Annotated in this window: 25 protein-coding genes; 23 read left to right on the forward strand and 2 right to left on the reverse strand. The window is 35.5% G+C overall.

Going from position 1 to position 26,149, the window contains the following annotated elements:
* Positions 1 to 20 precede the first annotated feature (20 nt).
* The 13 genes from APF76_16565 to APF76_16625 all read left to right on the forward strand — a co-directional run bounded on the left by APF76_16565 (position 21) and on the right by APF76_16625 (position 13,457).
* Positions 21 to 2,186 carry a hypothetical protein gene (locus tag APF76_16565; GenBank protein KUO51106.1) on the forward strand — a complete coding sequence of 722 codons (2,166 nt, stop codon included), beginning with the start codon at positions 21 to 23 and terminating at the stop codon, positions 2,184 to 2,186.
* On the forward strand, positions 2,161 to 4,707 hold the full coding sequence (locus APF76_16570) for a hypothetical protein (protein KUO51107.1): 2,547 nt from the start codon (positions 2,161 to 2,163) through the stop codon (positions 4,705 to 4,707). The genes APF76_16565 and APF76_16570 overlap by 26 nt, the downstream gene beginning before the upstream one ends.
* 56 nt (positions 4,708 to 4,763) lie before the next feature.
* Positions 4,764 to 5,153, forward strand: coding sequence for an HIT family hydrolase (locus tag APF76_16575; protein KUO51108.1), 390 nt, complete (start codon positions 4,764 to 4,766; stop codon positions 5,151 to 5,153).
* Between the two features lie 491 nt (positions 5,154 to 5,644).
* Positions 5,645 to 5,995: a hypothetical protein gene (locus APF76_16580; protein ID KUO51109.1), complete on the forward strand. Its 351-nt coding sequence runs from the start codon at positions 5,645 to 5,647 to the stop codon at positions 5,993 to 5,995.
* Between the two features lie 101 nt (positions 5,996 to 6,096).
* On the forward strand, positions 6,097 to 6,633 hold the full coding sequence (locus tag APF76_16585; protein KUO51110.1) for a hypothetical protein: 537 nt from the start codon (positions 6,097 to 6,099) through the stop codon (positions 6,631 to 6,633).
* An 81-nt stretch (positions 6,634 to 6,714) separates the two neighbouring features.
* Positions 6,715 to 7,287, forward strand: coding sequence for a hypothetical protein (locus APF76_16590; protein ID KUO51111.1), 573 nt, complete (start codon positions 6,715 to 6,717; stop codon positions 7,285 to 7,287).
* Between the two features lie 280 nt (positions 7,288 to 7,567).
* Positions 7,568 to 8,419 (forward strand): hypothetical protein, encoded by an 852-nt coding sequence (locus APF76_16595; GenBank protein KUO51112.1) that lies wholly within the window; start codon positions 7,568 to 7,570, stop codon positions 8,417 to 8,419.
* Between the two features lie 4 nt (positions 8,420 to 8,423).
* Entirely contained in the window at positions 8,424 to 9,359 is a 936-nt protein-coding gene (locus tag APF76_16600; GenBank protein ID KUO51113.1) for a hypothetical protein, read from the forward strand.
* Positions 9,360 to 9,361: 2 nt separating this feature from the next.
* On the forward strand, positions 9,362 to 10,429 hold the full coding sequence (locus APF76_16605; protein KUO51114.1) for a hypothetical protein: 1,068 nt from the start codon (positions 9,362 to 9,364) through the stop codon (positions 10,427 to 10,429).
* A 497-nt stretch (positions 10,430 to 10,926) separates the two neighbouring features.
* Positions 10,927 to 11,112: a 4-oxalocrotonate tautomerase gene (locus tag APF76_16610; protein ID KUO51115.1), complete on the forward strand. Its 186-nt coding sequence runs from the start codon at positions 10,927 to 10,929 to the stop codon at positions 11,110 to 11,112.
* A 649-nt stretch (positions 11,113 to 11,761) separates the two neighbouring features.
* Positions 11,762 to 12,613, forward strand: coding sequence for a hypothetical protein (locus APF76_16615; protein KUO51116.1), 852 nt, complete (start codon positions 11,762 to 11,764; stop codon positions 12,611 to 12,613).
* A gap of 35 nt (positions 12,614 to 12,648) precedes the next feature.
* A complete protein-coding gene (locus APF76_16620) occupies positions 12,649 to 13,284 on the forward strand; it encodes a hypothetical protein (protein KUO51117.1) in 636 nt (211 codons plus the stop codon).
* The gene (locus APF76_16625) at positions 13,266 to 13,457 is read left to right on the forward strand and encodes a hypothetical protein (GenBank protein ID KUO51118.1); all 192 of its coding nucleotides are present in this window, start codon (positions 13,266 to 13,268) and stop codon (positions 13,455 to 13,457) included. The genes APF76_16620 and APF76_16625 overlap by 19 nt, the downstream gene beginning before the upstream one ends.
* Before the next feature lie 23 nt (positions 13,458 to 13,480).
* Here APF76_16625 and APF76_16630 read toward each other — a convergent pair whose 3' ends face one another.
* Positions 13,481 to 14,101: a hypothetical protein gene (locus APF76_16630; protein ID KUO51119.1), complete on the reverse strand. Its 621-nt coding sequence runs from the start codon at positions 14,099 to 14,101 to the stop codon at positions 13,481 to 13,483.
* A 227-nt stretch (positions 14,102 to 14,328) separates the two neighbouring features.
* Here APF76_16630 and APF76_16635 point away from each other — a divergent pair, with 227 nt between their 5' ends.
* From APF76_16635 to APF76_16660, 6 genes are all read left to right on the forward strand, one after another.
* Positions 14,329 to 15,006 carry a macrolide ABC transporter ATP-binding protein gene (locus tag APF76_16635; protein ID KUO51320.1) on the forward strand — a complete coding sequence of 226 codons (678 nt, stop codon included), beginning with the start codon at positions 14,329 to 14,331 and terminating at the stop codon, positions 15,004 to 15,006.
* Positions 15,006 to 17,369: a hypothetical protein gene (locus APF76_16640; GenBank protein KUO51120.1), complete on the forward strand. Its 2,364-nt coding sequence runs from the start codon at positions 15,006 to 15,008 to the stop codon at positions 17,367 to 17,369. Before APF76_16635 ends, APF76_16640 begins: the two co-directional genes overlap by 1 nt.
* Positions 17,370 to 17,423: 54 nt before the next feature.
* Entirely contained in the window at positions 17,424 to 18,674 is a 1,251-nt protein-coding gene (locus APF76_16645) for a hypothetical protein (GenBank protein ID KUO51121.1), read from the forward strand.
* A 162-nt stretch (positions 18,675 to 18,836) separates the two neighbouring features.
* Positions 18,837 to 19,541, forward strand: a complete 705-nt coding sequence (locus APF76_16650) for a hypothetical protein (GenBank protein ID KUO51122.1) — start codon at positions 18,837 to 18,839, stop codon at positions 19,539 to 19,541.
* Positions 19,542 to 19,679: 138 nt separating this feature from the next.
* A complete protein-coding gene (locus tag APF76_16655) occupies positions 19,680 to 20,543 on the forward strand; it encodes a hypothetical protein (GenBank protein ID KUO51123.1) in 864 nt (287 codons plus the stop codon).
* A 97-nt stretch (positions 20,544 to 20,640) separates the two neighbouring features.
* The gene (locus APF76_16660) at positions 20,641 to 22,359 is read left to right on the forward strand and encodes an AAA family ATPase (GenBank protein KUO51124.1); all 1,719 of its coding nucleotides are present in this window, start codon (positions 20,641 to 20,643) and stop codon (positions 22,357 to 22,359) included.
* Here APF76_16660 and APF76_16665 read toward each other — a convergent pair whose 3' ends face one another.
* Positions 22,360 to 22,566, reverse strand: a complete 207-nt coding sequence (locus tag APF76_16665; protein KUO51125.1) for a hypothetical protein — start codon at positions 22,564 to 22,566, stop codon at positions 22,360 to 22,362. It lies immediately after the preceding gene.
* Positions 22,567 to 22,686: 120 nt separating this feature from the next.
* On the opposite strand from APF76_16665, the gene APF76_16670 reads away from it, so the two are divergent.
* From APF76_16670 to APF76_16685, 4 genes are all read left to right on the forward strand, one after another.
* Positions 22,687 to 23,598, forward strand: coding sequence for a phosphate butyryltransferase (locus APF76_16670; GenBank protein ID KUO51126.1), 912 nt, complete (start codon positions 22,687 to 22,689; stop codon positions 23,596 to 23,598).
* 78 nt (positions 23,599 to 23,676) lie between these two features.
* On the forward strand, positions 23,677 to 24,735 hold the full coding sequence (locus APF76_16675) for a leucine dehydrogenase (GenBank protein ID KUO51127.1): 1,059 nt from the start codon (positions 23,677 to 23,679) through the stop codon (positions 24,733 to 24,735).
* Between the two features lie 33 nt (positions 24,736 to 24,768).
* Positions 24,769 to 25,848, forward strand: a complete 1,080-nt coding sequence (locus APF76_16680) for a butyrate kinase (GenBank protein KUO51128.1) — start codon at positions 24,769 to 24,771, stop codon at positions 25,846 to 25,848.
* 86 nt (positions 25,849 to 25,934) lie between these two features.
* A complete protein-coding gene (locus tag APF76_16685; GenBank protein ID KUO51129.1) occupies positions 25,935 to 26,147 on the forward strand; it encodes a hypothetical protein in 213 nt (70 codons plus the stop codon).
* Positions 26,148 to 26,149 lie beyond the last annotated feature (2 nt).

The following is a 26,149-nucleotide window of genomic DNA, read 5'->3' on the forward strand; positions in this document are numbered from 1 at the left end:
TTTTTCAAGGAGAAGGCCAAATGTCAATTATAAAAATGTTTCAGAGTAAATTTAAGAATCGCCAAGCTTCATATATGATGGTTACAATTCTAGCTATGCTGGAAAGCTGTTCAGGTGAAGGAGCAGCTAATATTGATGATGTCGTTACATTATTTCGGAAGTTTTATAAAACCAGAATAGAGAATGATAAGCTGCCTGAAAAAAATGATAGAGACATGGCAAATGTAGATTCAATGTCACTACAGCAAATTAAATCACTAGTATTAAGAAATCCGGTACATCATTTAAATGGTCTTATAATTTATGATAGTAATCAGGGTTTATTGAGGTTTAAAAAGGAAATTGCTAACCAGTTAAATGGCTCAACAAAAAGGGAATTAAGAATGGTAGCCTATCAGAATTTATATGGTTACTATAAAAGCTTAGATACCTATCAAATAACAACAAAAGACCTAGCAGATTTACCAATAGGTTATGCAGTTTCTGCAAAAGATATATCATTATTGTCTAAGCAGAATCAGATGAAAGGTATTCATCCAATACAAAATGATAGTTTCAAAGCCGTCATCATTTTATGCACAATCGGGGGTGAGCAGCATCCCAATGAATGGCTGGACCATGAAAAAACTTTATTAAAATATTATCTAGAAAGCAGAACCGGTGCAGAGGGCAAAAAAGTTTATAATGAAAACCTTTCTACAAATAGATCAATAAGCAACTCTTTGCAAGATGGATATCCACTATATGTTTTTGTAAGAGAACAAAAAGGAGAGCTTTTCCATTATGAAGGCAAATTTCTTTATAAACAACTGGTTACAGAGGATGATGGTGATATGTATTTTGAATTAGAGAGCGAAAAGGGTGAGGAAATAAGTAATGGTAGTATACCTGATGTTAGCAAAGAAGAAATACTGAAAGCCCTAGAAGAATTTGACCTTACAAAAAGAAATACACCAGACTGGATAGATTGGGATAAAAAGAAAAGACAGAAATATGCAATTCTTTTTAAAAACAAAATCTATCCACCTAAATATATTGTAAAAATGGCTACAGGTATTAATGTTGGTCTTTTTAGTGGAGGGGAACAAACAAATTCTTACCTTACTAAGAGAGGATTCGAAATAATAGCGTTAAACAATGAGCTTCCAGGAGATGTGAAAGATATTTTAGGGCATATCTATAAATATATTAAAAGTAAGGGGTTTAATTATGAGCTTAGCTTTATACAGAACTTTCTTCTTAGTTTAAAAACCAAACCCTTTTTAATTCTAGCTGGAATATCAGGAACTGGAAAGACTAAAATGGTTGAGCTTTTCGCTGAGGCTGTTGGTGCTACTACTTTAAATGGACGCTATAATTTAATTCCAGTAAGACCCGATTGGAATGACAGTACTGATTTGCTAGGCTACAGTAATTTGCAGGGTGAATTTGTGCCGGGAAAACTAACCCAGATTATTTTCGCAGCCCAAAGCAATTCAAAATATCCATATTTTATATGTCTGGATGAGATGAACTTAGCCAGGGTTGAGTATTATTTTAGTGAGTTTCTAAGTATTATGGAGTCGCGTAAAAGTATTAATGGGGTAATTACTAGTGCTCCTATTACAGTAAATGGACTCAAGGATATTATAACTTTTCCAGAAAATCTATACGTGATTGGTACTGTGAATATGGATGAAACAACCCATCCATTTAGTCGTAAGGTATTAGATAGAGCTAATACTTTAGAGTTTTCAGAAATTGATTTAAGTAACTTCCCAGAGCAGTCAGTAGAAAAACAAAAAGTTATGTTAATAGAGAATGACATACTTCGAAGTGAATTCTTGACATTAAAAGACTGTTATGCTGGCAATGAAGATTTCATTAAGGAAAAGGTTAAAATTCTTGGTGAAATCAATGAAATCTTAATGCCTTCTGGATTAAGTATAGGATATAGAATCCGAGACGAATTTAGTATTTATCTCTTTTACAATAAAAGGTGGAGTCTATTATCAGAAGATAAAGCCATAGACTATCAAATTATGCAAAAGATATTACCCCGTATTCATGGTAGTTCAATGGGAGTAGAAGATATTCTAAAAGAACTTGAGCAATTTTTAAGCAGTAAATATCCGATGAGCAAAAGGAAAATTGAGTTTATGTTGAGGAGGTTCTCTGAAGATGGCTTTACCTCCTTCTGGCTCTAAAGTTCAAGAGCTTTTAGTAATAACTACAGAGGATTTCAACCTAACTATTAAGGGAGTACCCAGCAATAAAACAGTTGAAGGGTTCAAGCTTCATTTAGATAATAGTGGAATTCCGATAAAAGCCAACTTGGAGATATCCCCTGGACATAATTCAGTTAAAGTGTATGACCCTTACTCATCTACAGGGCTTTCAGAATATGATGGAGGGAAGATTTCTCCTTGCTTTTTTGAGCGTACTAATTATGAAATTATTTTGGAGAGAAAAGAAGGATGTAAAAAGAAGATTACAATTGACCATCTGAATAGAAAACTGAGAGAAGCAATCACTCCTACTGGAACAAGTGGGAGTATACTTTCAGGTATTGTAAATTTTAATGATGAAGTAGGATTCTCGCGTTTTGATGTTTTAGGCGATGTTTACATATTGCTCTCATTTGAAATTGAAGTTTTTCCTAGCAAGTTGGATTATAGGAAGGATTTTTGGATTTTACTCCAAGAAGTCAATGAGGAGATATATAATTTGGCATTTGATTTCTTAATGAAAACTAGTTTTGCTGCTTCCATTAGGAGTTCTAGAGATGATCCGTCCCAGGCGGAATTTTATTATATTATTAGTTCCATTTTTGATAAATTACATAATTCTCTAAACAGAGTTTGTAATCAACCCCATCATAAAATTGTTAGGGTTAATAATATAGTATCACCAGAGAAAGTAAAGAAGACTGATACAAAAACCCTTAGTTGGATTAGCCGTAGGGCTCACCTTTTGCAGAAGTCTTCAACTGGTATAGATATAAATGGAACAAGATATATTCCAAGAAAGATTATTAACGGTAGAAAAGAATTAACATATGATACATACGAAAATCGATTTTTAAAATGGATAATTAAGAAAATAGACAGCAAACTTCATGCCTTCCTACAGAAGTATGAAGGCATTTCAGATAAGAATTTGGAAGGTAAAGTAATCAATAGTTGTAGGTTAATGAGAAAAAGGCTTAGAGCATTCTACAACAACAGCTTTCTAAAAGATGTTGGGGATTTATCTCAAATTGAACAGTTTTCATTGGTGATGCAAAATGCCCCAGGATATAAAGATGTGTATAAGTACTATTTAATGCTTTCAAAAGGTTTGAACATAAAGTCTGATCTATTTGATTTATCTATTAAAAACTTAGCTGAGCTTTACGAATACTGGTGTTTTCTAAAATTAAATTCTCTGTTACGAAAAAGATATATTATGGAGAAAAACTCTATGCTTTCCATAGATAGAAATGGTATGGTAGTAACCCTAGCGAAGGGGCAAAAATCCGAGCTAGTATACCTAAATCCAAAGCATAACGAAAGGATTAGGGTTATATATAATAAAAAGTTTATTGATCTACCAACAATTGCTCAAGCTCCTGATAATATGCTCATTTTAGAAAAGTCCAAATCTAGAACTAATTTTTACTATATTTTTGATGCAAAATATCGGATAAGTAATGATGATCAATACATAAGAACTTTTAACCAGCCTGGTCCACCTGAGGATGCAATCAATTCTATGCATCGTTATAGAGATGCTATAGTTTCTGCAGTTGAAAATAAGTCTGATTTTCAACGAAATATATTTGGAGCATTTATCCTATTCCCCCATAACGATGAATTAATGTTTTCTGGTAGAAAAGAAAAACAAGCAAACAAGTTTTTTGAGAGTATTGAAAAAGTAAGCATAGGGGCGTTGCCCTTTTTACCTAGCCAAACTACCCTTGTCGAAGAGTTTTTAGATGAATTACTGTTGGAATCTCATAATACTTCATTTGAGAGGTCAATAGTCCAAGAAGGAGCAGAGGAATATTCAACAACTGAAGCTAATAAACGTAATGTATTAATTGGTCCATTAGGAAGAAAAGATCAGCTTCAGGTTTGCCTTGACAATGACATTTACTACACATATTTAAAGGAAGTACAGTCCATCTTGAAAGATTTGGAATATGTTGCTATATATCAGTCAAAGGCTAAGTTCAAAAATTCTATAGAACAGGGAATTTTGCATTATGGTAGAATTAAGAATTTGGATATTCTTAGAAGGTCAGAATTAATAGAAATGCCAGCGAGAGGCAAATATGATCAACTAATTGTAAAGTTCCATGTGGAAAGATGGATAAAAAGGGATCCAAGAATAATACCTGCTGGTTACGGTCCTGCTAGCCCTCAATGTACCAGTTGGTCTCTATTTGAGGAAGCCAGAGTTTATCCAGAATTACATTTAGCGAATAAAGCTGAAATAAGATTATGGCGAGAACTAAAACGTTTTGATGAAAGAGGCAAGATTAAGTTTCCTAAACAGCAAATAGATAGCCAAGATGTTATAGAATTGCTGGAGTTTCCTGGGCTTGTAGTGGAGAGAAATAAAAATGATGGGTTTAATATTAATATTAATGGAAAAGAAAAGGAGTATTCTTTTGATACTTTAAATCAACGTCCTGGAAAAATTATAAAAGAGATATTAAAAATGTGGTATGGGGATTGTGGATAGGAGCACCTCAATATTATAGAAGATATGACTGTCTTCCATGGAAAAGGAGAAGATGAATGAAACGGTGCGTTTTTTGTGAAATATCCTATAAAGAAATTTTAATAGAAAATGAATTAGCTGTTGCCTTCTATGATAAGTTTCCTGTAAATCATGGTCATGTTCTGATAATTCCTAAAAGACATGTAGAAACTTTATTTGATGCTTCTTTCGAGGAATTGCAAGATATTAATAAACTAATATTTGAAGTAAAAAATTTTTTGGAAGATAAATATAAACCCGATGGATATAATATTGGAATTAATGTAGGTGAAGCAGCTGGACAAACAATATTTCATCTGCATTATCATATAATGCCCAGGTATGTAGGTGATGTAGAGGATCCCAGGGGAGGAATAAGAAATATAAAGAAAAGCTTGGTTCAATATTTGGACGATGGGGAGGAGTAGATGTAAGTTAGTCAAAATTGTTTTTTTGTAGTACCGTGCATCATTTAGAAGCCTTATATAAGATTATAGGCTTCTTCTTCTGTTTTTCTTATAATAGGCTAATTTAGAAGCAAGTAGTATATTTGCGTTTTTAGTTTGTATTACCAGACATAGAAATAATGTCTTATTTAGGAGGAATATGGAAAAGTTTGACGAATGTAGCTCTTATAATGAATATTCATACTTATTTAGCTGTATATTAGGTTTTCTTGACATGAGTAGATGATACCGGTGAATATTCAATTATATAAAATCCCATTACACAAAAAGATAGCAGGATTGATAATCTATTCAGGGATATAACTTGAATCAAGTTGGGGTCTAAATAGAGTTTCAACTAAATGTAGGCAAGCTGGGGGTATAAAGTTGACAAATAAACATAGATCTATAGATACTATATATTCTACAGGTAAAGTGTTTGTTTTGAAGGAATAGATCATGTAGGTAAATCAATGATTGTGACCAAATTGAGCGAACGCTTGAAAGATATGAATATCGATTATTCTGCTTATAGTTTTCCGGGTAAAGAGAGCCGTACATTAGGTGCAATTGTGTACGATTTGCATCACAATCAAGAAGCCTTTGTTGATAAACAAATTGACGCATTAAGCTTACAAATTCTACATGTGGCCGCACATATCGATACGATAAAAAATAGAATTATTCCCGATTTGAAAGCGGGAAAGATTGTTCTTTTGGATAGATTTTGGTGGTCAACTTATGCCTATGGAGTTGCAAATGGTATTAATAAAAGTATACTTAAGGATATTATTTTACCAGAAAAAAAGTACTTAGAAAGGTAGCAATATGATGGTAATTAATAATGCCACTATTAATGTATGTAATATGATGTTTATGATAACAGTTGAAACACGAACTCGAAAAAATAGAAGGGGGAATTAGAATGTCTGATGTTAAACATCGAGCTTTTATCTCATATCATCATGATGATCAAGAGGAAGTGGACGATTTCTTAACTACGTTCAGTGATGAACGAAACGTATTCACTTACAGAGCGGTTGGAGCAATGAGCGACGATATTATCAATAGTGATAATCCCGAATATGTGATGAGTCAAATAAGACAGAAATATTTGAAAGATTCTACTGTAACGATTGTACTCATCGGAAAATGTACATGGGCACGTCGTTATGTCGATTGGGAGATTAAAACTAGTTTGCGTCGTGGAAGTTATACTCCGAACGGTCTAATAGGTATTTTATTATCTTCAATGGGAAATACAGCTAAGCCCCCCAAACGTCTTAAAGCTAATTTGATAGGAGACAATGCGGACGAAGGGTATGCAAGGTGGTATACATATCCAAAGCGAAAAGATAGCTTGCAAAACTGGATAGAGGATGCATTTCAAGCACGACAATCGCGGGCTGACCTAATAATTAATTCAGCAGACATGTTCAAAAATAATCGTTCATGTGATTAGTAAGGGGGGATATGTACGAAAGAAGTAGTTTCAATCACATTTAATGCTTGGAAGTTGGAGATTCATATCTCACTACTTTTTTTGCTTGTATTATTATTAATGTTTTTTCTATGGAAGCAAGTTACATTACGCCGTTTTGGACATCACGAAGTAGTTGAATTAGAAATTACTCTTGGTGGAATGGGGAGAATGTTAATTAAACCAAGTTATGATGAAATGAGGATAGCACATAAGGCTTGGGTAGAGTTATCAACTCGTAAGGCAGGCCTTCTTTTTGATGAAGAAGACGATGTAATTGTTGAAGTTTATGATTCATGGTATCAGCTATTTCGGGAAATGAGGGTGCTAGTTAAGGAAATCCCTATTGAAAGAATCAGGACACAAAAAAGTACTGGTCAACTTGTTAAAGTGTTAATTGGAGCACTAAATAAAGGGTTGCGCCCACATCTTACAAGATGGCAAGCTAAATTTCGTAGGTGGTATGAATGGCGTATAGAACAAGAGAATAAAAATGATGGTATGCTAACGCCACAGGAGTTGCAACGGGAATATCCTCATTATGAACAGTTAAAAGAAGAGCTAAAAATTATCAATGTTGAGCTAATTCAGTACGTTAATGAACTTGAAAAGCTTGCACATGGTGATAAACCCTGATTTATCCTACACAATGATAAGAATTCTAGTAACTAATATTAGAGATACTTAAACGTGGTTTAAGTGGGATGACCCTATAAAGTATGCTTGAAGCCCGGGGTGCGGTAGTCCTGCAAGCCGGGCCAGTCGGGATTTGCAGAATGAGTCTGATGTTTTAATTGTTGAGCTTTTGTTTAAGTATTTCATTTAAAATTGGAATAATCTACCTTTGCAATGCTTTTAAATAATTGGGATTATGATATAATAAAATTGATATACATGCTTTGAAAGGGGTGGAAGAATGAATTCAAATAACAATATAGTTTTGAATAGAGTTTTCACCCGAAATATGTTTACTGATTTGCTCACGGAGCAGTCGAATAGTGCATACGGTGAAGTTATTAAACGATATATTGAAAACATTGGTACGAAAAGCAATAAAATCCTCATAAGTGAAATATATAATATTATGTCACATAGTTATAGAAACGAGTATATATATAAAAATACATTACTAAACAAATTGTTAATTGCCAAACATAGCTTGAGAACGACCACGGCTTTAACGGAGATACCAATTAGTAAATCAAAAGCTGACTTCTTATTAATAAATGAAAAAGCTGTTATTTATGAGATCAAAACAGAATTGGATAGTTTTGATCGTCTTGAAAGCCAATTGAACGATTACTATAAAGCTTTTGATCATGTTTGTGTAGTAAGTTGTGAAGAGAATCAAAAGAAGTTAGAAATATTATTAAAAGACACCCCTGTTGGTATTTATATTTTGACTAAAAGTAATAGGCTCAGGTACAAAAAAGAACCTGTTAGAGATGGCTCAAACTTAGATTCAAAAGTTATGTTTAAGATTTTAAGGAAAAAGGAATTTGAGAATATTATCAATACTGATTACGGAGAACTTCCTAAGGTAACGCAAGTAAATCATTATAATGAATGTTACAAGCTTTTTAAAAATATAAAAATCGACATTGCATACCAATATATGTTAAATGAGCTTAAAAAGAGAGCTACAATAGAAATCGAGGAATATAAAGATATTCCTTATGAATTGAAATTTTTAGCATATTTCTCAAAATATAAAAAGTCTGACTATAGGAAGTTAAATAATTTCTTAAATAATAAATTTGGAGGATAACTTTATGTATTTCCCATATTTACGTGGAAGACAATATGAGTTGCTTGCTTTATGCGAGTTAGTTGATGCTGACCGCATCGGAGATTATATTATACCAATAATTGAGCCAGTAAAACTATCCTCTACATTCAATAGAGTTCTGAGTTCTTTTATAAATAATGGGAAGAAAATAGCCGTTATTCATAATCCACAGGTAGGATCTTTTCCTAATGACCTAGAAGATGAAAAGAAAAATGTATATAGAGAGAAATATGAAGATTTATTGAAAAATGATTTAATTATTAAAGCTCATATTTTAAATAGCAGTTCAAAGAGAGAAATTAAGGATTTTGAAACACAAGGGTTTGATAAAAAAGATTTATTGGTAATATGTAATAACCGCGATTATATAGATTTATTTTTCGAAGTATTTTCCGTAGTAATTCCATATTATACGCTTATCCCGGACGAAAGTGTTTTTAGACGTAAAATTAAAAGAAACAAGGTTCTCCTCGATGATAAATTTGAAAAACAAAATAGGAATATTGATTATGTAGAGGTTTTTGATGAGGCCTTCTCAGATGATCATTTGTATTATAAAGATGATGGTTTTATAGCATTTTCAGACTATTCTATTGTAGGGGACAATTATTTAGAAGCAGGCTTTGCACCATATGCTGTAGCATTACATATTGTGTATTTTGCTGAAGATCAGAGTTTACGAGTTAGGCACTTCGTATCTAATTCCAATGAAGATATAACAAACCCAGCAGGAAAGTTTTATGAAGCATTAATAAAACTAAATGATTGGGATAAGGCACATGAAATGGATACAGCTGGCTTGACAGGACTATTAACTCATTTCGAGAATGAAACATATCCAGGTTTAGGAACGGTAAAGAAACTCTCAATGATGCATCATATCGAATTGCTTGGGCAATATCTTGATGGAGTGGAGTAAAGATGATATGTTGTGAAAAGTGCTTTAGTGATATAGAAATCAAAGCTGTGGTTAGTAGCTTAGGGGAAAAGGGTATATGTGAATTATGCGGAAAAAGGAATGTATTTATTTATAATACAGATACAAACAATGAATTAGCTGAGATGTTTGATGATTTGTTGAATATATATACTACTAAAGAAGATTTACCTGTTGATTATCCTCTTGAGAATGTAAATCTTTTGAAAGATGAGCTTTGTAGACGGTGGAATATTTTCAGTATTGAAAGCGATCTAGCATATAGAGCAATTACTAGTATCTGTCAGGAGAAATATGAAGAACATCCAGAAATATTTGATGGTCCAATAGGGATTTTAGAATTAAATCAAAAAGAATTTCTTAAAGAACATTCTATTATAAAAAACTTTGAATGGGAAAATTTTGTTGAAGGGATCAAGACTCAAAATCGTTTCCATACAGATTACATAAACAAAGAAGTATTATTCTCTTTCTGCAATTATATAAGAAAAACATATAAGGTCGGGACTGAATTCTACAGAGCAAGGATCTGCTCAAATGAGTTGGGATTTACTATTGACCAAATGGGTGCACCTCCTGTTGGAAAAGCCACAGCTGGAAGAGCCAACCCTATGGGAATAAGTTGTCTATATCTTGCAGATAGCGGTGAAACAGCTCTTAATGAAATAAGAGCGGGTGTTTATGACTATGTGGCTATAGGAAAGTTTGTACTTCAAAAAGAGATTGAAGTTGTCAACCTAACCCTAGTGGATCAGATTAGCCCTTTCTGGGGGATGGACAATACAATTCATGCAGTAAATAAAAAATATCTACAGAAAATAGGTATAGATATCGCAAAACCTCTCCGTAGATATGACAGTCCGCTTGATTATTTACCAACACAATATATTAGTGATTTTATAAAAAGCAGAGGTTTTGACGGCATAGAGTATAAAAGTACGATGAACAAAGATGGCTTTAACCTTGCCATATTCGATGAAAGACTATTTAAATGCATAACGGTAGGCGTTTATGATATTCGAGAGTTGAAGTATACTTATGATAAAATATAGTAATTATTAGCAAGTCTTAGGGTTTATGAGATATTTCCTGTTCCTCAAAGACTTGTTTTATTTTTTCAGCAAGAGATGCTCAGACAGCTTAAGGGTGCGATGTCCTGTCGAATATTCTAGCTTAGGGGGACTCATCCTTCAGATAACGAGCATTTATAAAAGCCTCTAAAGCACTCAGTAATAATAAAGAAGGCAAGCAGAATAATATAAATTAAAGGCTAATTGGATGGATTTTGATGCAAGTCCAATTGCAGCAGGTAAAAGCATGGATGAGGTACTGGTTGGTTTCTAACCAAAATCTGAAAAATTAATTCTTTAGAGAAATAGCAATTAGTAATACTGGAGCTACGTTGTAGCACAATAGTCATTAAAATGGATATTACTGTTTTGTCATTAGAAAACTAAATAAGGAATAAAAGACCTAATTATACGAAAGGTATTCCATTCTTGGTGAAGAATAATCTATAATGCAAAAAAAAGCGGGAGGTCTAAATAATATGCCTATTGTACAGATTGATTTATTAGAAGGAAGAACATTAGAACAAAAAAGGGCTATGGTTGAGAAAGTTACTGAGGCTATCTCTGAAACTGCCACTTGTCCTAAGGAAAATGTAACAATTATTATTAGAGAGATGGCACAACAACATCTAGGAAAAGCAGGAAAATTAAAATGTGACCAATAAACCTACTACAATTAAGCCAGCCTCTGCTGGCTTAATCTATTCAAGAAGCAAGATAATCGACCATTTGCTTCTCCACATTTTTCTTTGAATGATAATATCACAATTACAATCGGGGAAAAAATCAGTATATTTGGTACCAATGGAGCTGGCAAAACTTCTTTTTTGCGAGTTTTATCTTGTCTTAATCCGAAAAAGCTTACTATCCGGATTAGAGAACTGTTAAATCAATTTGATTTAACAGAAAAATGTATCAGAAGGTATCCCAGCTTTCTAAAGGAATGAAACAGCGCCTAATTATTACAAAAGCATTGTCTTTATGATAAGTTATGACTTTTTATTAATAACTATAGCATTCTTAAGTGAGTGAAAAAATTACAGCTATGGCAATTCAAAACATACTATAAAACTTGCAGTCAAATTTAATAGAAGTATACCATTTTAAATAGATTGTGCATTTAACTAATAATAGATATTCATTTAGCAAATTGGATTGTCAAAAGACTTGGCGAAAATGCCAAGCCTTTTTGCATTTTTTATAGAATTTTATGGGCATAATATTCGCAAAAGAACTTGACAATATTTAGTGTTATAACGTATAATAAAAAATAGGAAACAAATGTTACAAAACTTCAAAAGAGGAGGAATTTTTATGAAAGTAATATTACGAAAGAGTGATAGTGCAACTAGTTTATTGTTATTTATCTACAATAATTGTATTACCCAATACAACAAGGATACTCTGAAGTTATCTAGCCTTCTTGAAATCATGAAGGCCTTTGGAAAAAGTGAAACTGCTACAAGAATGTCACTATCAAGAACTGTGAAAGCAGGTATCCTTATCAACAAAACTGATGGCAGGGAAGTACACTACAGTTTAGCTCCAAGTGGTAGAGAGGCCATCAACATATGGAATGAAGGGATACATCAATTCTGGAAAAGGTATACGTTAAGAAATAAAACATGGGATAAAAAATGGCATTTACTTAATTTAAATTTTGGAGAAGAGAATAAAGAAAACAGGCCTGTCGTACTAGAACGATTGCAGCAGATTGGATTTGGTGTCCTAGGTACCAATACATGGATTACCCCTTACTGCCAAACCAATGATATTCAAAATATATTAACTGAATTTAATATGAACACAGGGGTAGTCGAAATGTATGGAGAGCTTACTATTTATCAAGACATGTACTCGTTTGTAGAGAGTGTTTTTCATCTTAAAGAACTAGAGAAACTCTATAAAAACTTTATAAATACATTTAGTGAAAAGTTTGAAGAGATTAAGAAAATATATCAGGAAGAATGGTTCATAGGGGGAGGGAAGGCTCTGCCGTTATTACATTCTCTTGGTTGGGAGTTTTTTAATATAGCCTCAGAGGATGTTATGCTGCCTAAAGCATTATACCCTGAATGGGAAGGCGATGAAGCAGCACAACTAATGTTGGAATTTAGGAGCATTCTTTTAGAGTCAACTATTAAGTACCTTAAAAAGTACGAGTGAATAAGAAGACAAATGTTTAATAGGAGGGTTTTATAATGCATTCACAAACAATTATAAAATATCTTGAAATGGTAGCAAACAATAATTTACTGGTTAATTTATTAATGCATATTGTGGTTTTTACAGCAATTGCATCAATATTTATTGTAACTAAAGAAAACTTAAGGCGATTTATATTCCATGCGGCGGTAGGTATTCTATTCACATCTGTAACATTAAATGCAGTTATTTTTGGCAACCCTTTTCATGCTGTTACATTTGGGATATTAGCATTAACAGCATTAGTTCAGCCATTTGTTAGAAAGAATAATATTCAAATATCAAGTAGTAAATGGAATATAGTCGTTGCCCTTTTCTTTATACTTATTGGGTTATGGTATCCAGAATTTGTAGAGAAAAATGCATTAATGCTTTTGATGGTATCACCTGTAGGAATTATCCCCTGTCCAACTCTTCTAACCGCTATAGGGCTATTACTGATTATTTTACCAAGCGTGAGTAGGGTTCAATATGTAATTACAATCATAATGGGTATTGTATATGGAGTAATAGGTGTGATGGTTTTTAAAGTATACCTCGACATTGCATTACTGGTATTAGCTTTGTATGCAATTTACATTTGCTTTAGAGGTGTTAAGATAATCAATTATGAATGGCAAAATATATCTTAAGGAATATGAAAGAGTCTATTGATATACTACTGATTAGTATGCAGATACCATTTATGCAAATGGTGCTAAGCGTTGAACCTATACCTCCTACTCAGTGGTTACAGACTTTAGCTCTAGGAGCAACAATCCTGGTCTGTATGGAAGTGTTTAAATTTATAAACAGCAAACTATAATGGTTTGCTGTTTTTTGCGGAGATTATGTTTTTTTCTTGTTATTTTTCATGGGGGGCTTTTCCAATAGTCCATAAAAAAACAAGTTGGTAATATCCAGTAGGGCTGTTTTGTCTAACTTAGCATAAATCTCAGGGCGGTTGAGTGTTTCCTTAAACAAACCTATGTAAAACCAAATTGCATCTGTAGAAAGATCATGATTAATGTAACCTAGCTCTTTTCCTTGTTCTATAATTTTCTTCATCATGGGAATTGTCCTATTATTATAATATTCCTCAATAAATCCTTGAATTTCTGGATCTTTTGATAAAAAAGCATTAATAAAATCCTGGTTTAACATTTTTCCTAATTCTCTCTTATTAAAAACTATTTTTTCTATTTTTTCTGGAAAGGGGAGATTGCTTTCCACTATTTCTTCGAAATCCTTCCATTTATTATTTGCAAATTCAAATAACACAGCTTTGAACAACTCATCTTTACTGCCAAAATGATTATATATTGTCACCTGAGATACATTAGCCTTTTTTGCAATTTCAGCAATAGTAACCTTTTGTATTCCAAAGGTTGAAAATAATTCAAATGCGGCCTGCCGGATTATTTCTTTCTTTTTTTCTCGGCGACGTTGAAATCCATCCATATTATCCATATGCCCACCACCTCTACTTTTAGAATACTAAAAGATATGAAATAAATCAATAAAGAAATTTCAAAAAATATATTGCCAAAACCAATGTATATGAATTATCATAAACATAAGATTAATCTCACAATCAGGATATCTTAAATTCTGTCTTTTGAGCTACATGCATATAGATTTAGTAGTATGTCTAAGGGGGAGGGCTACCGGTGAAGCCAGTTATAATAGCAAAAGATATGTGTAAGACCTATCAAATGGGGGAAGTGAAAGTAGAAGCCCTAAAGGGAGCTACCTTTGAATTATATGAGGGTGAGCTGGTTGTAGTTCTGGGCCCTAGTGGTTCTGGAAAAAGCACCTTGCTCAATATTGTGGGGGGAATGGATAAAGCTAGCTGTGGTGAACTCCACTTTAAAGGGACACCATTGCACGAAGCAAATTCTAAACAACTAACATATTATCGAAGAAATGATGTTGGTTTTGTATTCCAATTCTATAACTTAATGCCCAACTTAACAGCATTTGAAAATATAAACCTTTCGGTCCAAATTTCTGAAAACCCCCTTTCCATAGATGAATTACTGGGAAAAGTGGAATTAATAGACCGTGCAGATCATTTTCCATCCCAATTATCTGGAGGGGAGCAGCAGCGGATAGCATTGGCTCGAGCATTAGCTAAAAATCCAACTATGTTATTATGTGATGAACCTACTGGGGCACTAGATTTTCAGACGAGCATTATAGTGTTAAAGCTTCTTAAAGATTTCTGTAAAGACTACTGTAAAACTGTAGTAGTAATTACTCACAATACGGCAATTTCTCAGATAGCTGACCGTGTTTTCTATCTAAAGGACGGTATGATAGATAGGATAGAAAGCAATGAAAACCCACTTCCTCCTGAGAGGGTGAGCTGGTAATGCTATGGAAAAAGGTATTACGAGACTTAAATCAAAATAAGGGAGCATATTTGGCATGCGTTGTGATTGTAGTTATTGGACTAATGGTATTCACGGCGTTCTCTATGGTATTAGATAATCTAAATATGTCCCAGAAAAGTTTTTATGAGAATCAAAATTTTGCCGATGGTTTTATTCAAATTGAATCATTACCTTTTACTAAAGTAGAAGACCTGGAAGAAATAGATGGAATTGCTGATATTCAAGGGCGTTTGGTAAAAGATGTTAGAGTTTTATTTCCTGATAGGAATGAAAATGTTTATTTAAGACTTGTTTCCATGGACCCTATTAAAGAAAATCCCATTAATGGAGTTCTCCTAAGCCAGGGAATAGCTCTGGGTGACAGGGATGCAAGCATTTGGATAGATAACACTTTTTTTGAAGCCAATAGCTTGGAATTAAATGATAAAATCGATATTATTGCAAGTGGGAAGAAAAGAGAATTGCAGATTCTGGGTGTGGGGCAGAGTCCAGAGTTTATATATGCTTTAAGAACATCAGCTGATGTATACCCAGATCCTGAAACCTTCGGGATTGCATTTGTACCACTAGAAATTATGAAATCACTATTTCCACAGGAGAAAGCATTTAACGATGTAGTTTTTACACTAGAACCAGAAGCTAACTATGATGATGTGGAAGAATTGCTTGAATATGAATTAAAGCCTCATGGTCTAACAGCAATCTTTCCACGTGCTGACCAAATAAGTCATCTTTTATTAATGGGTGAGCTTGATGGTCTAGATGCCATGGCAAAGGCCCTGCCTATAATGTTTTTATCTATAGCAGCCATGATCTTATATATTGTTTTGAAAAGACTTATAGAACAACAAAGAGGTCAAATAGGAATACTAAAAGCTCTTGGTTATACTCAACGGGAAATAGTTATTCACTATCTGTCCTATGCGGTTGTTATTGGTTTAACTGGAGGAATATTAGGGGCACTATTGGGGATTTTTCTATCCTACCCATTTACCTCTCTTTATGAGTTGTTTTTTAATATGCCAGGTTTGGTAGGGACCTTCACGCCTAAGTATTTGATTTTTAGTATTGTACTTTCCGTAGGCTTCTCCTTGATTGCGGGTTATCAAGGCTGTAAGCGGGTTCTTACTTTAGAGCCTGCCGACGCAATGCGGCCCCCTGCACCTCCCATAGGCGGAAAGATACTCTTAGAAAAAATCACTTTTATGTGGAATATGCTTACTGTTCAAGGTATGATGGCGGTAAGAAATTTATCACGTAACAAGGGGCGTAGTATTTTTATATTTTTAGGTATTATGGTGTGTTTTTCTATATCCACATTTACATGGTCCATGAATGATCTATTTCAAAAGATGTTGTATGACCAGTATGAAATAGTAGAGGTATATGATGTAAAGGTAACTTTATCCAGGCCTCTAAATGGAAAGAATGTGATAAGAGACTTAGGTAGTTTTCCTGGTGTTAATAATGTAGAGGCCATGGCAGAGATACCAGTAACATTAAAAAACAAATGGAATAAAGAGGATACATTGTTGCTGGGTCTTCCTGAGGATAGTCAGTTATATAACATTGTAGATAAAGAATACAATAAGGTAGAACCACCCAAAAGTGGATTACTGCTTTCGGAAAGACTAGCAGATCTTCTTGATGCAGATATAGGAACCAAATTAAATGTAGAGAGTCCAATGCTGTATAATAAAGAGAGTGAACAATTGGAGGTTGTAGGGATTATTCCTCAATATCTGGGAATGAGTTCATATATGGAATTAACTTCTGTGCAGAGTTTTCTAAAACAGGGTGAGCTAGCAACCTCGATTATGGTAAATATGGAGGATCAAAGTGTTCTTCCCTTTCAGGAGAAATATATGCAAAGTGATGTAGTTGCTGGTGTGGACGAACAGAGCCAGAGACTTGAAAAGGTACAAGAAATGATGGAGTCATACGGTAGCATGATCTATATCTATATGATTATTGGCGTTATAATTGGATTTGCTATTATTTACAGTTCTTCAATCATTACTGTATCAGAAAGAAGCCGTGAATTAGCCTCTATGATGGTACTTGGAATGACACCAGCAGAAGTACTTTCTGTGATTACTTTTGAACAATGGTTTATCGGAGTATTGGCAATGATTGCGGGAATTCCCCTTGCAACTCTTATGCTATCGGGGATATCTCAGGCTGTAAGTACTGATGTGTTTACTATGCCGGTATTCATAACCTCTTCCTCATATGTGCTTGGTGCAGTCGTTACTGTCATGTCAATTTGGATTGCCCAAAGGGTTGCAGCTAGGAAAATAAGTAAATTGAGTCTTGTAGAGGTCTTAAAATCTAGTGAGTAGTGTAAAGGATTTGCATGAAAAGAATGGGATAAAAGGAAAGTGGGTGAGGTTTAAATGAAGAAGAAATGGAAGATTATTTTAGGGGTTCTAGTGGCAATTATTATAATTGGATTTATGGTGTATGAAAATACTAAAGGATTAGAAGCAACTGTTCTTGAAGTACAGCCTAATACAATTGCTACCACGTTTAAAGAAGAAGGAAGAGTGGTTCCCGAGGTTGAACAGCCTATTTATTCTATCTATGGTGGAGAAATAATTGAAGTAGCTGTTCAGGAGGGGCAAGAAGTAAAAGCAGGGGATTTATTAGCTGTTACAAATTCTAAAGAACTAGATTATCAATTACAACAATTATATGCTCAGTTGAAAAGTGTTGAGGGTGAAAGAACAGGAACATTTCAGGAACCACATGAGTCACAAATAACTAGCCAAGAACTGCTTGTAGAACAAGCACAAAGGGACTTGGAAGCTTATAAAATAAATTTTGAAAGAATAGAACAATTATATGAAGCAGGAGCTGTAACAGCAAAGGATTTTGAAGATGCAAAAAATATGATAGAATCAGCTCAAAACCATTTAGAACTTCAAAAGCAGGCACTTACATTATTACATGAATCTACAAGTCCTGGAAGTGGCACGGGGCAGTTTTACGCTGGAAGGATTGAAGCACTACAGGCACAAATTAACTTACTTGAATATCAAAAAGATAAAACAAATATTTTTGCACCTGTAGATGGAATTGTAAGTAATCTTTCTATAAAAAAGGGAGAAATTGCTAGTCCAGCCTTAACGCTAATGAACATATTTAAGAAAGACTCATATGTAGTTGAAGTATATGTTCTTACTGCAGATATACGTAGTATCAATACCGGAATGACAGTAGACTTAGTCCTAGATGGTAAGGGCGAAGATATGATTTTTAAAGGTACCGTAACAAGAATAGCTCCATCTGCTGTAGAGAGGATGTCTGCCTTAGGTTTAGAAGAGCAACGCGTTAAGGTTACTGTTGAACTTAATGATTCTAGTGATGTTGAAATTTTCCCGGGTTATAGGCTAGATGTAGAATTCACTACTGATAAAAGGGAAAATGTACTTACTGTTCCAAGAACGGTTCTTTTCCCATATGAAACAGGGGATGCCGTCTGGGTAGTAAGAGATGGAAAAGCAGAGGTTCAGCCTGTTGAAACTGGCTTTGACAATAATAGAGATGTAGTGATTATTGATGGACTAAACGAAGGTGACTTAATTATCCTTAATTCCCAACTGGATGGACTTAAGGAAGGAAAAAAATTAGTGGTAAGTAATTAAGTAAAAAACTATTCAATTTTAGATTATAAAACGGCCTCACTTCAAATTGTGAGGCCGTTTTAAATTAATAGGCATTTACCTTGGGTCCTGGAAATATATATCTCTTAGGATTATTAAATTGGGGATATTTGTGTCCCTTTTTTATAAAATGGAGGTCAGTAAATGAGAGATATCAGAAACCTCTTAGTTATTAAATGGGCTATTTTTATAGTTGCTTTAATTGGGTTGGTAGGGGGAACTATATTTGTTTTCACAGGGAGGATGCCAGAAGAGGCAAAGGTTCCAGAGGAACCTAAAATAGAAATGCGGACTGATATCAAAGTAGTAATTGACCCGGGGCATGGGGGGAAGGATTCCGGAACTCATGATGGGCATGGAGTCTTAGAAAAGGATATTACCTTAGATATCGGCCTAAGAATGCGTGATTTTCTTCATAAACAAGGAATTCCAGTAATTATGACCAGGGAAACAGATGAAGATCTTAGTGATATTGACGGACGGGGACGCCATCTTAGAGACTTGCAAGGGCGTGTCAAAATAATTGACCAGGGAACAATAGCTATTAGCATTCATATTAATTATATTAGTGATCCACAAGAAAATGGGGCTGTGGTATTTTACGCTAAGGGCAGCGAGCAGGGTGAGGTAGTGGCTAATAAAGTACTTCAGGCTTTATCTTCAGTTCAGCATCTTAATCATGATTTTCCTGTTCCTCGTAGTAATTTATATATTCTTAGCAAATCCCAAATACCAATAGTACTGGTAGAAGTGGGTTTTATTTCTAATGCAGAGGATAAACAGAAGCTTCAAGACCCAACTTATCTGCAAACTATAGCTGAGGCGCTAGGAAAGGCAATAATAGATTAGAAAAAATATAAAAAAACTTCACTAATAACTGCTATAATATAGAGTATTGAATTAGTGAGGTGCTATTAATCTATGGGGAACAAAAACATTATATATTTCTTATGCCTAAGTTTTGTGATGATTTTATGGGGTCTTAATATGGTTGCTCTTAAAGTTTTAGTTCAGGTTTTTCCGCCTTTTACTATGACATCTTTACGGGTTTTTGTTGCAGGTCTAGTAATTGGATTGTTTATGTATTTTAAGAAGGAGTTTAGGAAGCCTACTAAAAAAGAGTGGTTCTTAGCTGCTGGTGCTGCACTATTAGGTGTACTTGGGCATCATTCCTTTTTAACAATTGGGCTAGTACATACTACTGCATCAAATGCAGCTATCATCATAGCACTATCGCCTTTAGCCACGTCTCTATTTGCGGCTATGCTTATCAACGAAAGGCTTACTTTAATGAAGTTAGTAGGTATAACATTGGGTATCTTTGGTGTTTACTTAGTAGTATTTCAAGGGACAATTAATGTTTTAAGTGTTTCCATTGGTGATTTATATGTTTTCGGTGCAATGCTTACCCAGGCTTTAAGTTATATTTTAATAAAGAAAGCAACCGATTCAATTGATCCTAAAGAGCTAACAGCAATAATGTTTTTTATTGGTTCTATATTATTATTTATGTTAAGTTTTTTTATCGAGCCAAATGGAGTATCACAAATAAATACAAGCAGTATTGCTATCAAGTATTGGTTACTTTTCTTTGGATCTGGTGTCCTGGCAACGGGATTTGGGCATTTAATGTATAATGCTACTATCCACAAGGTTGGTGCAAGTCAAACTGCGATATTTTTAAACATGGTACCTTTATTTGCCCTAATAGGATCCTCAGTATTTTTAAAAGAGGAAATTAGTTATATTCAAATAGGTGGGTTTTTACTAATAGTGACAGGAGTCATTATTGGTGTAGGAGGAGCCCTTATTAAAAAAAGCATAGGTACATATCTACATAAACCAGCTTAAGAAATGGATATCTAATGAAAGAGGATATCATAATTCATATCTCGAAATACTATCTTAATCTTACTTGAAGTAACAATGGTGAAAAGGAGTATAAAAAATGGATGTTATTAAAAAGGAAGATATTGAAAATATCCTTAAGTATACTCACGATGCTATCATTGTTGTGAATAAAAGGGGCATTATTACCATATTTAATGCCGCAGCTGAGAAATTTACAGGGGTGGATGCAGGTGATGCTTTGGGCAAGCCTGTGGGTGAGATTATCCCTAACACAAGGCTGCATCAAGTTTTAGAAACAGGAGCACCTGAACTGAACAGGCAGCAGGAACTCAGGGATGTTACCATTATTACCAACAGGGTACCCGTTATAAATAGGGATGGAAAAATTATTGGAGCTGCAGCAGTATTTCGTGACATCGCTGAAAGAATTGCCATGACAGCAGAGATTTCTAACCTCAAGGAGATACAGATACTTCTAGAGGCTATTATTAATTCTACCCAGGATGCTATTTCAGTAGTCAATGAAAAAGGCATCCATGTTTTGATTAATTCTGCTTATACTCATTTATCCGGTCTTTCCAGAGAGGAAGTTTTGAATAAACCAGCAGATGTTGATATCGCGGAAGGAGAAAGCATGCATCTCGAAGTGTTGCGTACCGGCAAGCCGGTTCGGGGGGGGCGTATGAAGGTTGGCCCACAAAAGAAAGAAGTTGTAGTAAATGTTGCCCCTGTCATTGTTGGTGGAAAGTTAAAGGGTAGTGTTGGTGTAGTTCGTGACATTTCAGAAATTATTGAATTGAATGAAGAATTAAAAAAAGCCAAGAGACTAATCAGGCATTTGGAAGCGAAATATATGTTTGAAGACATCATTGGTGTGAGTGACCATATTCTAGGGGTTATTGAGCAGGCCAAAAAAGCTGCTTCAACTCCGGCAACGGTTTTGCTTAGGGGTGAAAGCGGTACTGGTAAGGAGCTATTTACTCATGCCATACATAATGCCAGTAAAAGAAGTAAAGGGCAGTTCATCCGTGTAAATTGCGCTGCCCTAACTGACAATTTATTGGAAAGTGAGCTTTTTGGCTATGTTGAAGGAGCTTTCACGGGGGCTAAAAAGGGTGGTCACAAGGGCATTTTTGAAGAAGCAAACGAGGGTACTATTTTTCTGGATGAAGTAGGTGAAATGTCCCTGCATCTCCAGACAAGGCTTTTGCGTGCTCTGCAGGAAAAGGAGATTACCAGGGTGGGGGATAGTAAGCCTATCCAGGTTGATGTGAGGGTAATTGCAGCAACCAATGCCAAGCTGGAGGAACTCATTCAAAAGGGTATGCTGCGAGAGGATTTGTATTATCGTCTTAATGTTCTTCCTATATTTATTCCACCCCTGCGCCATAGAAAAGAGGATATTTTACCCCTGGTAAACTACTTACTGCCCAAATATAATCAGGAATATGGTCGCAATGTAGAAACTATAGCAGACGAAGCTGTGGAGATACTTAAAGGCTATGACTGGCCGGGTAATGTACGTGAATTAGAAAATGTGCTGGCCCGGGGTATAATTAATATGAAATTTAAGGAGACTGTCCTTGAAGCGTATCACTTGCCTGTATTAGATGTGAAAAACAATCATAGTGGGGTAATAATATATCGGGAAGAAGAGCCTCTAATGTCTTATGAAGAATTACATCAGAGATGGGAAAAGTATACCTTACAGAGGGCCTTGGCCAAAACTGGGGGTAGCAGGAAAGAAGCGGCAAAACTGTTAAAAATATCTCTACGCAATCTGTATTACAAGATCCAAATGCATGGTCTTAGCTAATTATATCTGCATTGGTGATTTCCAGTATGTCAAATGGATTTTACAAAAAAGTGCAAAATAGTTCTTTTTTGCAATAATTTGCACTTGTACAACTGCAAAAGTTTGCACCCCAAGGTTATGGGGTGCTTTTATATTTTTAGTAACATCATTGAGCCTTTGCGTAACAAGAGAGTAAATAATAATTACTGCCTTATGCTTTTTAGGCATGTATTTTGCACTGTTATCTATTGATAGTAAAAGACAGGATGATAATTATTTTCCTCCTGTATGTAATAGCCCTTTAGCACGAAGACAATCAAGTAATGAAAGACACAGGAGGAGTTGCTTATGAAAAATTTTCAGGAATTATTGGCAGTAGCAAAAAGTTATGATACCCCAAGGTTAGCTGTTGCAGTGGCCCAGGATGAAGATGTGATGCGTGCTGTAGATGAAGCTTTTAAGGCAGGTCTGGTTGAGCCTGTTTTAGTTGGTGACGAAGAACTGATTGCCTCGGTGGCTGCTAAATTGGAAATAGATTTAGACTCATACAGAATAATTAATGAACAGGATAGCCTGCTGGCGGTCAAAGAAGCAGTTGCCCTGATACGTAATGGAGAGGCTGACATCCTTATGAAGGGAATTGTAGGAACTGCTGATTTATTTAGAGAGGTTTTGGACAGGGAGAGAGGCTTACGCACGGGAAGAATCTTAAGCCATGTTGCTGTGATACAGCTGCAGCGATATCCTAAATTCATTTTAATGACTGATGCTGCCATTAACATTGAGTATAGTATTAGCCGCAAGGTTAATTTAGTTAATAACGCTCTTGAAGTGGCCAGGTTTTTAAAGATTGAAAGGCCCAAGGTGGTCCCTATAGCTGCTATTGAAGTGGTTAATCCTGATATGCAGGCAACGGTGGATGCAGCTGTGCTGTCTAAGATGTGCGAGCGTGGGCAGATTAGGGATTGCATAATTGACGGACCCTTTGCTTTTGATGTGGCTATTTCAGTCGAGGCTGCACTCCATAAGGGTATTCAAAGCCAGGTGGCTGGGGATGCTGACATACTGCTGATGCCCAATATTGAAAGTGGCAATGTCATGTACAAATCTCTGGTTAGCTTTGGAGGGGCCAAGACAGCGGGAATTGTAATTGGTGCAAGTGCACCTATACTTGTTACATCAAGGTCTGATTCAGCAGAAACAAAACTTTATTCCATTGCTTTAGGGGTTTTAATGGCTGCAGACAAGCAGATTTACTAGGAAATTATGCTGCCCGAGAAGGTTGAGCTGAGTTAGTTGAGACTAAGCTGAGAGTGTATTCATGAAAGGAGAAATTTTATGAAAATGCTTGACAATTTCTTTAAGTATGACTATGAACAGCTTGTACTTTGCCAAGATCAAACATCGGGACTTAAGGCCATAATTGCCATCCATGATACCACATTAGGACCAGCTCTGGGTGGAACTAGAAAGTGGAATTATGCATCTGAAGAGGAGGCAGTCATTGATGCTTTACGCCTTTCCAGGGGAATGACATACAAAGCTGCAGCTGCTGGTTTAAATCTGGGGGGAGGAAAGGCCGTGATTTTTAACTCACCCCAGTTAAACAACGAACAGGTATTTAGAGCTTTCGGTAGATATGTAGAAAGCTTAAATGGTCGCTACATCACTGCAGAGGATGTAGGCACATCGGTACAGGACATGGAATATATCAGGAAGGAAACTAAATATGTTACTGGGATTTCCAATGGTAGTGGGGATCCTTCACCAGCTACAGCACTTGGAGTCTGGTATGGAATGAAAGCTATGGCCCAGGAAGTCTATGGTAGTGATTCCCTGGAAGGAAAAACAGTAGCTATGCAGGGAGTAGGGCATGTGGGGTACTATTTATGCAAACATATTGCAAAGGAAGGGGGAAAGTTAATTGTAACTGATATTAATCAGGAAGCCATTAAAAAAATAACAAATGAAGTTGCTGCCGAAGTAGTAAAACCTGAAGAAATATTTGGCGTAAAATGCGATATTTTTGCACCGTCTGCTTTAGGAGCTGTGGTTAATGAGCACACTCTACCGCAGTTTAAGTGTGATATAATTGCCGGCGCTGCTAATAATGTTCTTGAAGATGATCGCCACGGTGAACTTTTGATGCAAAAGGGAATTCTGTATGCACCAGACTTTGTGATAAATGCAGGAGGCCTGATTAATGTTTCAGAAGAACTCCATGGATACAATAAAGAGCGAGCTTATAAAAAGATTGAAACAATTTATTCAAATATTCAGAAAGTACTTGCCATTTCCAAGGAACGTCAGATTCCCGCCAACATAGCTGCTGATAGGATGGCAGAAGAACGCATTGAGAAACTCGGACGCATTCGGAATATATATTTAAATCACTAAACAGGTAGGAATAAGAAGTGGGAAGTGAGTTGTATGTTAGATTTAGGCTATGAATGGCTGCTTGTGATTAACCCTGGTTCAACTTCAACAAAAACTGCAGTATTTAAGGGTGATGACTTGAAGTGGTCAGGGTCTCTCGAGCATACTGTGGATGACCTAAAACCCTATGACCGGATTGTTGAACAGTTTTCTTTTAGAAAGCAGGTTATTGAGAGAGCTTTGATTGAACAGGGTTTTGATTTGCAAGGGTTTTGCGCAGTTGCGGCCAGGGGTGGATTGTTAAAACATGTTCAGGGCGGGACTTATCTAGTGAATGAGCAAATGCTGACTGACCTAAAGGAATGTAAATATGGGGAGCATGCATCCAATTTAGGGGCTTTGGTAGCCAACGAACTCGCATCATCCCATAGGCTGCCGGCTTATATAGTTGATCCAGTTGTAGTTGATGAATTAAATCCATCAGCAAGGATTTCAGGGATGCCTGGAATTTCCCGTAAAAGTATCTTTCACGCGTTAAATCAAAAGGCTGTAGCCAGGCGTTACTGCAGGGAACATAACAAGAATTATGAGGAAGTGAATTTGATTATTGCCCATTTAGGTGGAGGAATTAGTGTAGGAGCTCATGAAAGGGGCAGAGTTGTGGATGTCAACAATGCTCTTAATGGTGAGGGACCTTTTTCACCTGAAAGAGCAGGGGGGCTGCCTGTAGGGGAAGTAATAGGAATGTCCTTTTCGGGAGATTTTACCCAGGATCAACTAAGGAAACAATTTGTAGGGCAGGGAGGTATGGCAGCTTATCTCGGGACTAATGACGCCCGTATAGTTGAGGAAAGAATCCAGGATGGAGATGAAAAAGCAAAGCTTATTTATCATGCCATGGGATACCAAGTAGCTAAAGAAATCTGTGCCTGTGGAGGGGTATTGTTAGGAAAGATGGAAGCAGTGATACTTACCGGCGGGCTTGCCTACAGCAAGATGCTGACAGGTTGGATTAAAGAAAGGGTCAAGTTTCTTGCACCGGTCGTGCTCTATCCTGGAGAGGACGAGATGGACGCATTAGCGCAAGGAGTATTGCGGGTTTTAAGGAGAGAGGAAGAGGCTTTAATTTATTAATAATACATAAGTAAAATAATAAGGTCATATGGGCTGAAGTTACATGACTAGAATTAAAGGTATTTGGGATTAAGGAGGAGAGTACTATGGCAAGAGTTACTTTTCATGAAGATTGGTGTAAAGGGTGCGAACTGTGCAGTGCCTTTTGTCCCAAAAATTTAATAAGTCTAGCTGACAGGATAAATGAAAATGGCTATAGGCCGGCTGCAATTGTTGAAATTGAAAAGTGTACTGGATGTATGGCATGCGCCATTGTTTGTCCGGATGTGGTAATTAAATTGGAGAGAGAGGTGAGTTAAGG

The sequence above is a fragment of the Desulfitibacter sp. BRH_c19 genome, assembly GCA_001515945.1.
Lineage (GTDB): Bacteria > Bacillota > DSM-16504 > Desulfitibacterales > Desulfitibacteraceae > Desulfitibacter.